This is a genomic window from Neptuniibacter sp., assembly GCF_024231755.1.
Taxonomy (GTDB): domain Bacteria; phylum Pseudomonadota; class Gammaproteobacteria; order Pseudomonadales; family Balneatricaceae; genus Neptuniibacter.
This window is the reverse complement of the sequence record NZ_JAAEQH010000284.1, coordinates 1-12,581: the sequence shown is the minus strand read 5'-3', so window position 1 is coordinate 12,581 and position 12,581 is coordinate 1. Positions and strand designations below refer to the sequence as shown.

Genomic DNA, 12,581 nt, shown 5'->3' with positions numbered 1-12,581 from the left:
TTGGTAAAATTTGCTTTAAGCATATCGCAGCAATTCAAGGGATAAAGGGAAGATTATGAGTTCCAGCGCATATTATGAAACCGTCCAAAAACTGTATATCGCATATTACGGACGGCCTGCCGACCCCGGTGGATTAGAGGCTTGGTGTGCAGTGCTGGAACAAGCAGGCGGAGACCCTTCAGAAATTATCGATGCATTCGCCAATTCACCTGAAGCCCAAGCGCGCTTTGGTGGACTATCTCCTGCTGAAACTATCTCCTTACTCTACAACCAACTCTTTGGTCGCGACCCTGAATCTCAGGAAATTATTGACGCCTGGGTATTCCAACTGGAAAACAATCCTGATGTCACACCTCAGTCAATCGCATTAGAACTGTTAAACGGCGCGCAAAACACAGATGCCCAAGTTGTTGCTAATAGGCTAGCTGCGGCAGAAACCTTCACCCAATACTTAGCTGATCTTGAAGCAGACGGGCAAACCACAGAATATGTGGGTAGCTTTGCAGCGCAACATGCAGCTAACTGGCTTGGCACTATAATGGATGATCCGACAAGCCTGACTGAAGCACTGGATAACCTTGAAGAGTTTGTAGAGCACATCAACGAACATGCACGCATCACTGTTGAAGATATTCAAGTACAAGAAGCAGACGGTGTCGCCACTCTTGTCTTAGAACGCACTGGCGGCTTATATACCGAAACCCTGGTAAATTTCGCTACAGAGGAAGGCAGCGCAAACGCCAATGATTTCAGTAGCTTTGGTGGTTTTGCCTTTTTCGAAATGGGCATCTCAGAACTTCAGGTTTCTATTAATGTTAATAGTGACGATGATCCTGAAGGGGCTGAAAACTTCTTCTTCAACTATAGCTACGATGGACTGTCATCACGGGCAACTGTAACCGTTATCGATGACGGCAATACTGCACCCAATGCAGTATTCGATTACCAAGAAATCTACCAAAATCTTGTACCTACCTCTATTGATGTACTAGACAACGATAGCGACTTTGATGACAATGATCTGACTATCATTGCCATCAATGGTCATGATATTTCCCTTGACTCAAATACCCCGATAGAAACAGATTTAGGCGCTTTAGTGAGCCTGGATACAGGTTCTAACGGGCTGTTATATGATTTAGATGGCGCAGCTCCCGGGCAACTCGATTCCTTCACTTATACCATTAGCGATGGCAATGGAGGCGAAGATACCGCAACGGTTTATCTTAACGGCACGGAGCAAGTTATAGACTTTGAAGAACTGAACCTCTTTCCTATCATCGCACCTGTTCCTCTTCTTGGTACCGCTATTGATAATGATATCCCTTACTTTGGATTTAATTGGGAAGTAGGAGGTCAAGGTTTTCTGACCGACGAAGATTTGTTCATACTGAGTATGGAAGAAGGCGATTATCTAAACTTTTTCCCAGATTTTGTGGTAGGGGATCTAGATATCATTCAACCAGCAGGCTTTTTAACAAATACGAGCCAGTACGGTGTAATTGGGCCTGAATCAAGCCTAAGCGTTAGCGGCCACTCTGACCAACCTATTATCGTTGAAGCATTCGCGCTTAACACTTCATCTAACAATAATGTTTCCGTCCAGTTATTCGGTTTGATTGATAATGAAATTATCTACAGTGAAACCCTCATTACCAGTGCTGATACCGTATCAAACGAAAGATTAGACTGGGGTGCTATTGATACATTTATTGTACAAGCCCCAAGCTCTGATGCTGTCATCATAGACGATCTCAGCCTCGTCGGCCTGGGTACAGGTTTTGGCCCCGCTACCCTTGAGTTAAGCACGCTTGATGGCTCAAACGGCTTGGTATTTAACGGCATAGATGACGCAGGTTATTCAGTAAGCAGTGCCGGAGATATCAATGGTGACGGATTTGACGATATTCTGATCGGCGCTCACAACGCCAACCTCACGGGTGAAACCTACTTGGTATATGGCGATGAGGATCTCGGCGACATTTCCAGTCTGGACCTCTCCAGTTTAGATGGCAGCAACGGTTTTGTCTTAAAGGGCATTGACTCTGCCGATCAAGCAGGGGAATCCGTGAGTAGTGCCGGAGATATTAATAATGATGGTTATGACGATATTCTTATCGGCGCCAAAAACGCAGGGCTTAATGCTGGTGAAACCTACCTAGTGTTTGGCGGCAGTAATATTGCAGCTTCTGGCAGCCTGGAACTGTCCGACCTAGATGGCTCTGCGAGCCTAACTGGGCCCAAAGGCTTTGTTATTAATGGAATTGATGCCCCAGATTATTCTGGCACATCGGTGAGCAGCGCCGGGGATATTAACGGTGACGGCATCGACGACATTCTTATCGGGGCTGAACAAGCTGACCCAGACGGAAACTCATCCGCGGGCGAAAGTTATGTAATTTTTGGTCGAGTCAGTAGCCATGTCTGGGATGCGAGTCTGGACCTATCAAGCCTAGATGGCACCAATGGTTTTGTCTTAAATGGAATAGATCAAAATGATTATTCTGGCACATCGGTGAGCAGCGCCGGGGATATTAACGGTGACGGCATCGACGACATTCTGATTGGGGCCAATGGAGCAGATCCCGATAACAAAAGCGGAGCAGGTGAGACTTATCTGGTATTTGGTAGCAACACTATCGGGGCATCTGGCAGTATTGATCTTTCCGACCTGGATGGTTCCGCAGGTCTAACAGGACCCAAAGGTTTTGTAATTAATGGTGTCAATACTGGCGATAGTGCTGGGCGCTCGGTGAGCAGCGCGGGCGATATTAATGGTGATGGATTCGACGATATTTTGATCGGGGCGGATAGTGCAGGCTTATTGATTGGCGAAAGCTACGTGGTGTTTGGGCATAATGACACCTGGAGTGAAAGCTTCGATCTATCCAGCCTGGATGGTACAAATGGTTTTGTATTGCCTGGTATTGATATATTTGACCGATCTGCAGTTTCGGTTAGCAGTGCAGGCGATATCAATAATGATGGTTACGATGATATCCTGATCGGTGCTACAACCGCTGCGCCTAATGGCAATTTAGCAGCCGGTGAAACCTATCTGATATATGGCCACCCCGGTATTGGTGCCTCTACCAATGGCATCATTGACCTCAGCGATTTAAGCGGCCAAAACGGTTTCACCCTTAACGGTATTGATGTGAATGATCAGTCAGGCCTCTCAGTCAGCAGCGCCGGTGATGTAGACGGTGATGGTATCGATGACATCTTAATCGGCGCACCTTATGCTGATTCATCAGCAGGTGAAGCATATCTTGTATTTGGCGATGCATGGACTGCACCTTTACTAGTGTAATTCACTAAAACACAGACTCTAACCAGACCATACCTAAGTGATACCTCTCTAAACAGAGGGTATCGCTTAGCGTCAAAAAAGGCTTAGCAACAACGCCTAAATCATCCACCAAGTCTATTGGACATAACAGCCGACACCAGGCTCTTAATCTTAGTGTTTATACTATTAAGGCAATGTGACCGGTTACGATTAAACCGTTACGCTGCTTACCGATAATAACCTCAACCACTCCCACTTACTAAAATCTACACATCGAGGGTCTGGGACTAATTATGACTGACTCAGCTATCGTCTATAAAGCTGAAGGCTTTCATGGCGATCAGCTATAGATCGATATCGCACTGGACGATTTCAATAAATATGGATGCGATATTTATTACTTAATCAGTAATAAGAAAACAGCCGTAGAAGTTGCCCATGCCAAAACGGGGATCGTTTTTTTCGATTATGAGCAACGAAAAGTCACTAGTATTCCTGAAGCCTTTACCGAAAAAGTTGTAAAAAACACTTAACCCAGAAAGGCCTCTATCGATACTAATACTAACCTTCGGCCTTTTCACCCTGACCTGGGTGCCCTTGATTTTTTGCCGCATCAGCTAGATTAGAGTTGCGGCTGCTTTCTGAAATCTTAACCTGTAGATGTAACGCAGTCTTCGCCAACATCATTGCACTGACGGGTGCGGTTATAAAGAGAAAGATCGTAATCAACAGTTCATGTGCACTCAGCCCACCATTTCGGACAGAAGTAATGACCATCGAAGCTATTAACAGCGCTCCCATCCCAAGCGTTGTCGCTTTGGTAGGTGTATGCAAGCGCATATAAAAGTCAGGTAATTTCAATAACCCGATCGAGCCTAACAAAACAAATAGTCCGCCCATGATCAGTAGTGCAGACCCAATTAGCTCAACATAAACATTCATATTTAATCCCTACTCAATGATATCGCCGCGCAGTACGTATTTACACAATGCTGCTGTACTCACGAAACCCAACATAGCAATCAGCAAAGCGGCTTCAAAATAGAGCGATGTGCCCATAATGAGTCCAAAAAGTAAGATCAAAGCGATGCTATTTATATACATTGTATCCAAGGCAAGGATACGATCAGGCTGATCAGGACCTTTGAAAAGCGTAAATAGGTTCAGACACATAGCAATAACCACCATGGTCGTAGCAGTTATGAGAGATATCATTAACATCCGAAAATCTCCTTCAACGGTTTTTCATAGCGAGTTTTTATTCCCTCTATTGCTGCAGCCTCATCAACAAGGTGGAGAGCATGCACATACAGCCACTTTTGATCACTGGAGACTTCTGCACTTACCGTACCCGGTGTTAGGCAAATTGTGCTTGCAAGAATCGTGATTGGGAACTCCCCTTTTAAGTCGAGGGGGATAGCAAAAAAGCCTGGTTTCAAATGCTTTGAAGGACCCAACACCTGAACGGCAACCTCAAAGTTTGCAAATACAATGTCGCCGAAAACCTTTATTGCATAAAGAACTGCTTTGAAAGATTTTTGCATCGCCATGCTATTGACTTGAACCCCTCGAAGCAACTGCGGGATACCTATAGCCAAAACGGCCGCCAATACAATATGCCCCGGTGCAATGGATTCACTTAAAAGCAGCCATACAACAAATAAAACCAGGCTTTGAAATGGCATTGGAAAAAGAAAGCGCATCGTCTTAACCTCCGTTCCCAACAGGTGTTGGCAATAGCATCTGAGGGTTTTCAGCCTGCTGGTATATTTGCTGTGCTGTATCCATTGTGTACTCAGTAACATAACCACCAAAGATCACTAAAAGAGGAGACAGAATCAGCAAGAAGAACACGGCAACAAGTTTCACTTTTGGCAACAATTCACAGGAAGTAGGTTCACCATTCACTCGCCAAAACAGCGTGGAGCCTCCACGAGACATCGCAACAACCCCAATGAGACTGGAGAGCAAAATAGCAGACCAAGTCCAGGCAATCTCATAAGGTTCAACAGCCGTTTGTAAAATCATAACTTTGCCAAGAAACCCTGAGAAAGGAGGCAAGCCAATCATAGTGACCGCCGCGATGGCAAAGGCAATTCCCAAGGGCAACGACTGACACATCCGGCGCGAACGCGCGAACCGATCCGAAATTTTACCTCGCTGTTCAGAAATCGCATCAGCCAGCAGGTACATGGCCCCAGTAATCAGCGTAGAGTGAATAAGATAATAAAGCGCAGCTGATGCTGATTCAGGCGTATTGATGGCCAGGGCACATAAAAGTGTGCCGACCGACACAATCACTAAGTTAGAGACCAGTATGCGCAAAGTTTTACTCGCCATTGCACTCACAGCACCCATGGCTAAGGTAAGTATCGCTATAGGCCACAACCATGGCTCTGCAAGGTTTGCCAGTTCGCCCGCATTGTCGCCAAACATAACCGTAAAGACCCTTAAGATACTGTAGATCCCAACTTTGGTCATGATGGCAAACAAGGCAGCTACTGGTGCGCTGACATTTGAATAGGTTTTTGCTAACCAGAAATGAAGTGGAAACATGGCTGATTTCAAGCCAAAGACAAGCAACAACATCATCCCACCCACTTCCGCGAGCAATTTATCAGCCCCCGTAAGCAGACGTATTTTAACCGCCATATCGGCTATGTTAAGCGTACCGAGTACGCCATACAAAATACCCAGTGCAAAAAGGAATAGCGCAGAACCGACAAGGTTAAGGGTCACATAATGCACACTTGCCAGGGTCTTTTGTTTACCACCGCCATGAACCACCAGCGAATATGAGGCAAGCAACAATACTTCAAAGAAAACGAACAGGTTGAATAAATCACCTGTTAGGAAAGCACCGTTAATCCCCATCAACTGAAACATAAACAGCGGATAAAAGAACATACCCTCCCTTTCATCGCCAGCAGTACCGTACAGGAGAGCACCAAAAGCAAGCACCAAAGTCAGCACAATCATCAGGCTCGATAGACGATCAGCAATCAATACGATTCCGAATGGTGCTTGCCAATTACCCAATTGATAAATACTTATTTCCCCAGCATTTGCTTGCAAAATAAGCAGAACTGCTACCAGTAGAGTCAACGCCAAACCGACAAATGAAATCACTTTCTGCCGATTTAGAGTTGTAGAAAATGGCGGCAACAACATAAGCGCCGCGCTCAACATTGGGATTAGAACAGGTAAAATAGGCAGGTGTTGCATCACTTCAGATTCTCCTTATCCTGCATATCCAATGCCTTATCACGACCATCAACATGATCATTACCCAAATCGGCACGTGCTCTCATTGCCAAAATCACGGCATAAGCCGTCATAGCGAAGCCAATTACAATCGCTGTGAGTACCAGAGCCTGAGGTAATGGGTCCGCGTACTGCTCAGTCGTTCCCAGTATGGCAGCACCATTAACAACCAACCGACCAGTAGAGAATAGGAACAGGTTCACCGCATAAGAGAGCATTGTAAGCCCCATCACAACGGGGAAGGTACGCCCCCTTAGAGTTAGAAACAAACCGCAGGTCGTTAACACACCCACGCAGAGCGCATACATTAATTCCATTACAGCTTCTCCAACTCACTAATATCGACACGCTCAGGTGTTGTCAGCTTACCCAGGTTCGCCAAAATCATCATAGTTGCACCCACAACAGTCAGATAAACCCCCAGATCAAAGAGCATGGCACTGGCCAACTCAAACTTACCGACCCATGGCCATTTAAAATAATCGAACCATGATGTTAAGAATGGGCGATCAAACATAAAGCTTCCGGCTCCGGTCAGGAACGCAATTACCAAACCAGAACCGATCAAAGCTTGGTATTTCAGACGAATATGTTCCTTCATCCATTCAACACCATTCGCAATATACTGCTGAATAATTGCTACGGCGGTTATAAGACCCGCTATAAACCCACCACCAGGTTCGTTATGCCCGCGAAGGAAAATATATACCGAAACCAAAATCGCTAGTGGCAATAGCATTTGCGAGATAGTCGACAACACCATTGGGTGCGAATCAAGGCTCCAGGGGCGGCCAAACTCATCTCTGGACGGCATCGAAAGACGCATACGTACAATCAGTTTGTAAATACCTAAAGCGGCAATCCCCAATACAGTAATTTCGCCGAAAGTATCAAAGCCGCGGAAATCAACCAAGATAACGTTAACCACGTTGGTACCACCGCCGCCGGTTTTACTATTTGCGACAAAGAAGTCTGAGATTGAATAAAGCGGACGCGTCATGAGGGCATAGTTAACAGTCGCTACAATCCCCCCGACAATCGCAGATAAGCCTATATCCCTCACCAAACGCCTAGGGGAAGATTCTTTAGGTGTTTTCTTAGGCAAGAAGAACAGCGCGAGCATTAGCAGGATAACTGTGACTACCTCAACCGCGAGCTGAGTCAGCGCAAGATCCGGCGCTGAAAAGCGTGTGAAAGCAACCGATACGATCAGTCCCACAACAGACAACATTAGAAGAGAAATCAATCGTTGCCTGTGCCAGACGATCGTTGCTAAGGCTGATAGCATCAGTAACACCGCCAGAGTGCCCGATGCATAATCAAGTGGGATTTGAGGTCGGAAGCCCGCAGTTTCCTGCAATTGCATCAGAGGGCCGATGGAGACGATAATAACCATGAAGAGAAAAATGGATAAATAGCGCTGTAACGAGCCATTGGATATCCATTGATGAACTTCTTGGGTGAAATTGAAGGCTTTCTGCACCCAGCTCTCAAAGACCAGCTTAGAATCTGGTTCTGGAAACTGCCCCTGAAACTGGAACAATTTCTTACGGTTATAGTAAATAACAAAACCGCCTAGCATCGCCAAAGCACTCATCAGCAGAGGGATGTTAAACCCATGCCATATTGAAAGACTGAATTCGGGCAGATCCTTTTGCAAAGTAGCAAATGAAGCTGCATTCAGTATGTCAGTAACAAAAATAAACGGCGCAATACCAACCGCCACACAGATAACTACAAGCACTTCAACCGGTAGCTTCATGTAGCGAGGTGGCTCATGAGGGGTTTTCGGTAAATTATTCGGTTCACCGTTGAAAAACACATCGTGAATAAAGCGCAACGAATAAGCAACTGAGAATGCCGCACCAATCGTAGCCAAAACAGGAATAGCCCAAGAAAGCGAACCAAGTGTGGCCTGATCTAAAGTCTCCATAAAGAACATCTCTTTAGATAAGAAGCCATTCAGTAGTGGCACGCCGGCCATCGATAACGCGGCAATGATTGCCAGCGTTGCCGTATAAGGCATATATTTCCAGAGGCCGTTTAACTGACGCATGTCACGAGAGCCTGTCTCATGATCAATAATACCCGCCGCCATGAACAAAGAAGCTTTGAATGTCGCATGGTTGATAATATGGAAGATCGCAGCAACAGCGGCCATCTGTGTATCTAGACCCAACAACAGGGTTATCAAGCCAAGATGACTGATGGTTGAATACGCAAGCAGCCCTTTTAAGTCATGCTTAAACAGCGCAATGTAAGCCCCCACCAACAAGGTACAAAGCCCCGTGATACTGACGATCAAAAACCACATATCGGTTCCTGATAAGACAGGGTAGAAACGTGCCATTAGGAAAATACCGGCTTTTACCATCGTCGCTGAATGCAAGTAAGCACTAACAGGGGTTGGTGCTGCCATCGCATTTGGCAACCAGAAGTGGAATGGGAACTGAGCAGACTTAGTAAAAGCACCCAAGAGCACTAAAGTTAGAATATATGGGTACTCGGCAGAATCCCTGAGCAGATTACCGCTGTCTAATACTTCCTGCAGGTCATAACTGCCCACAACTTTGCCAATTAGGATAACACCTGCCAGAAGCGCTAAACCTCCGGCACCAGTGACCGTTAAGGCCATACGAGCACCTTTACGCGCATCAGTACGATGTGACCAAAAACTAATCAACAGGAAAGAGCTGATACTGGTAAGTTCCCAGAAAAACCACATCTGAATCAAATTACCAGATGCGACTATGCCCACCATGGCAGTCATAAACAGCATTAGGTAAGAGAAGAAGCGCCCCATCGAATCTTTTTCCGATAGGTAATAACGAGCGTAAAGGATAATGAGAAGGCCGATACCTAAGATGAGCAACAGGAAGAGAAAAGCTAATCCATCTAGCCTTACTGATAACTCCAACCCAGCCGCAGGAACCCAGGGCACTGCGTGAGCAAACACTTCACCATCAAGGAGCTGAGGGCTTAAAGAGAGGACAATACCTAAAGCAACAGCAGGAGCTATGGCGGTTAATGATGTACATATATTTCGACTGAAGCGACTAGCATACAGTGGCACAAGACTACCCAATAGGGGCAATAACAATACCGCAAGCAATTTCATAGGTTTATTATCCCATCAAACCATCTTCAAGAATGGATGTAACAACGCTTTTTTTCTTATATTACCCTACAGTTAGGGACTTAAAACCGCCATAATTTTCTCTATTTTCATTCACTATGTCCATGATATTCATGAACAACGCTCACACTGGCGCATACAGGAAATAAATTATGTCAGTTCAGGCTTTATGTGCGCAGAGAAAGCATTATGAGATGACCTGGTAACTGCTCCCCCAAGAATGCTTATGGGAAACGAGTATGCATGGGAATATTCGACCATTTAAGATCAATCATCCATCCCGGCATACTGCGCATAAACATCAGGTGCCAAATTTTCAAACTTGGTGTATTTACCGATAAAGGCCAGGCGGCTGGTTCCAATTGGACCGTTACGCTGTTTACCGATAATAATCTCAGCCACACCTTTATGCTCTGAATCCTCGTTATAAACCTCATCACGGTAGATAAACATAATCACGTCGGCATCCTGCTCGATCGCACCGGATTCACGCAAGTCAGAGTTTACTGGGCGTTTATTAGGGCGCTGCTCCAGAGTACGGTTCAGCTGAGATAGGGCAACAACCGGGCACTCCATCTCTTTTGCAATTGCCTTAAGGGTTCTGGAGATTTCCGAAATCTCCTGGGTTCGACTCTCAATACCCGGCGTTTTCATCTGCATTAGCTGCAGATAGTCGATCATAATCATACCCAGCGGACCATGCTCACGAACAATCCTGCGCGCGCGCGTTCTCAACTCGTTAGGACTGATACCAGCCTGATCGTCGATAAACAACGGTTTATCACGCATCATATTGACCGCTGTAGTCAGCTTCGGCCAATCCTCTTCTTCCAGACTACCGGTACGCACACGAGTCTGATCAATACGTCCCAGAGAGGACAACATACGTGTCATCAGCTGTTCGGCAGGCATCTCAAGACTGCATACCAGAATCGGCTTATCACCTCCCATCAAGGCGTTTTCCACCAGGTTCATGGCAAAGGTGGTTTTACCCATGGATGGACGGGCAGCAACAATGATCAAGTCAGAAGGCTGTAAACCAGCTGTTTTCTTATCAAGATCATCAAAACCGGTGGTGATACCTGTCATATCCCCATCGCTGTTAAACAAGGTATCGATACGATCCACTGCTTTTTTCAGTAGTTCATTAACACCCTGAGGGCCACCTTGATTGGGGCGATTTTCAGCAATCTGGAAAATTTTCTGTTCGGCTGAGTTCAGAATCTCATCTGAGCTACGCCCTTCAGGATTGAAAGCACCATCAGCGATCTCATTCGCTGCAGTGATCATCTGCCTTAGCAGTGAACGATCCCTTACAATTTCGGAGTACGCTCGAATATTAGAAGCACTCGGCGTATTTTTAGCCAACTCAATCAGGTAATCCAGGCCACCCGCACTTTCCAGCTCACTGGTACGATCCAGCTCTTCAGACAGTGTTACCACATCAATCGGCTTGCCATCATTCAACAGCTTACGCATGGTGCGGAATATCTGACGATGTTCCTGTCGATAGAAGTTATCATCCATCACTACCTCGGATACGGTATCCCAGGCATGGTTATCCAGCATCAATCCACCCAGGATCGACTGCTCAGCCTCCATTGAGTGTGGTGGAACTTTGATCTTTTCCAGATCAGCATCTGTAAATTGAGTTGCTTCCATAAACTTTACAACAGCCTAAAAACAAAAAAGCACCGCGTAGAAATTCCACGCGGTGCTTTATAGTACAGTAGAGCTCGGTCTAGCTGAAGACGATATTACTCGCCTACAACAGCCAGCTTAACTACAGCAGTTACTTCTGGGTGCAGCTGAATAGCGATGTCGAACTCACCAACAGAACGCAGAGCGCCCTCTGGCAGACGAACTTCGCTCTTGCATACTTCTGCGCCAGCAGCAGTAACAGCGTCAGCGATGTCACGAGTACCGATAGAACCGAACAGCTTACCTTCTTCACCACACTTAGCAGTGATAGTAACTTCTTTCTCGTTCAGTGCTTCAGCACGCGCAGTTGCAGCAGACAGTTTTTCTGCAGCAGCAGCTTCCAGTTCAGCACGACGCTCTTCAAATTTAGCAACGTTTGCTTCAGTTGCAGGAACAGCTTTGCCCTGCGGTACCAGGTAGTTGCGACCGAAACCGCTTTTTACGGAAACTTTGTCACCGAGGTTACCCAGCTTACCAATTTTCTCGAGCAGAATAACTTCCATCTCGTAAACCTCTTATGTTCTGCAAATTATTTTGCAGTCCTAGTTCGTGGCTGGAATTCTGGATCTGAAATCAACAAAACTGTCGATAACAGCAAGGAATACCAGCAGCGTAATCACAATATGCCCCATAAATAGGATTGAAAGGTAGAAACCGATCAACCAGGGCTTGCCTAAATCACGTTTTGCAAAACTGCCATGTACCAGTGCGATACCCGCACAGATCCAGGGTAGCAACAACAGTGGGAACCAGCGCATTGCATCCAGATCTAACTGGAAACAAATCAGCGATATTGCCAGTAAAATCCCTGTGTACAGCGGCGGTAGTTTCAATTGATGAAACTCCTGCTGAAAACCACCTGGGTTATACAACCCAGCTTGCCAGGAACGGGCCAGCATCAAACTGACCAGCATCATCGCTGTATGCACCGAAGCCAATCCACCTAACATGAGCTGCCTTAGCAACTCTTTGTCCAGGGCCACTTCTTGAGCGCCCTGCCCAGCCGACTGTTTCAGAAAACGTTCGGTGTGGTTTATCACCTCACCCAGATAGCCATCGAGCAGTACTTCCATACCCACTCCGGCTACAGCTCCAATTGGCAGTGCCAACATCAGCACCTTTGCCCAGGAAACCGTTTCCCTCAACGTAACTGCAAGCAGATATGTGCCTACAATAACGGCCAGTGGT

General features: G+C 46.2%; 11 protein-coding genes. 2 read left to right on the top strand and 9 right to left on the bottom strand.

Features of this window, described 5'->3' with window-relative positions:
- The first annotated feature begins 55 nt into the window (after positions 1-55).
- Both GY843_RS16555 and GY843_RS21065 read left to right on the top strand, forming a co-directional pair.
- Complete coding sequence (locus GY843_RS16555) at positions 56-3,313, top strand: Calx-beta domain-containing protein (protein ID WP_297311207.1); 3,258 nt, start codon at positions 56-58, stop codon at positions 3,311-3,313.
- A 329-nt stretch (positions 3,314-3,642) separates the two neighbouring features.
- A complete protein-coding gene (locus GY843_RS21065) occupies positions 3,643-3,825 on the top strand; it encodes a thioesterase family protein (RefSeq protein ID WP_367183863.1) in 183 nt (60 codons plus the stop codon).
- 28 nt (positions 3,826-3,853) lie between these two features.
- Here the strand turns inward: GY843_RS21065 and GY843_RS16550 are convergent, their stop codons facing one another.
- The 9 genes from GY843_RS16550 to GY843_RS16510 form a co-directional block, all read right to left on the bottom strand.
- A complete protein-coding gene (locus tag GY843_RS16550) occupies positions 3,854-4,234 on the bottom strand; it encodes a Na+/H+ antiporter subunit G (RefSeq protein ID WP_297311206.1) in 381 nt (126 codons plus the stop codon).
- Positions 4,235-4,243: 9 nt separating this feature from the next.
- A complete protein-coding gene (locus GY843_RS16545; protein ID WP_297311204.1) occupies positions 4,244-4,513 on the bottom strand; it encodes a K+/H+ antiporter subunit F in 270 nt (89 codons plus the stop codon).
- Positions 4,507-4,995 carry a Na+/H+ antiporter subunit E gene (locus GY843_RS16540; RefSeq protein ID WP_297311203.1) on the bottom strand — a complete coding sequence of 163 codons (489 nt, stop codon included), beginning with the start codon at positions 4,993-4,995 and terminating at the stop codon, positions 4,507-4,509. Before GY843_RS16540 ends, GY843_RS16545 begins: the two co-directional genes overlap by 7 nt.
- Positions 4,996-4,999: 4 nt before the next feature.
- Positions 5,000-6,517 (bottom strand): monovalent cation/H+ antiporter subunit D, encoded by a 1,518-nt coding sequence (locus GY843_RS16535; RefSeq protein ID WP_297311239.1) that lies wholly within the window; start codon positions 6,515-6,517, stop codon positions 5,000-5,002.
- Entirely contained in the window at positions 6,517-6,873 is a 357-nt protein-coding gene (locus tag GY843_RS16530; RefSeq protein WP_297311201.1) for a Na+/H+ antiporter subunit C, read from the bottom strand. Before GY843_RS16530 ends, GY843_RS16535 begins: the two co-directional genes overlap by 1 nt.
- Positions 6,873-9,674: a monovalent cation/H+ antiporter subunit A gene (locus GY843_RS16525; RefSeq protein WP_297311200.1), complete on the bottom strand. Its 2,802-nt coding sequence runs from the start codon at positions 9,672-9,674 to the stop codon at positions 6,873-6,875. The genes GY843_RS16530 and GY843_RS16525 overlap by 1 nt, the downstream gene beginning before the upstream one ends.
- Positions 9,675-9,959: 285 nt before the next feature.
- Positions 9,960-11,354 (bottom strand): replicative DNA helicase, encoded by a 1,395-nt coding sequence (gene dnaB, locus GY843_RS16520; RefSeq protein ID WP_297311199.1) that lies wholly within the window; start codon positions 11,352-11,354, stop codon positions 9,960-9,962.
- A gap of 95 nt (positions 11,355-11,449) precedes the next feature.
- A complete protein-coding gene (gene rplI / locus GY843_RS16515; protein WP_297311198.1) occupies positions 11,450-11,896 on the bottom strand; it encodes a 50S ribosomal protein L9 in 447 nt (148 codons plus the stop codon).
- A gap of 39 nt (positions 11,897-11,935) precedes the next feature.
- The coding region (locus tag GY843_RS16510) for a hypothetical protein (protein ID WP_297311197.1) at positions 11,936-12,581 on the bottom strand (646 nt) is incomplete at its 5' end.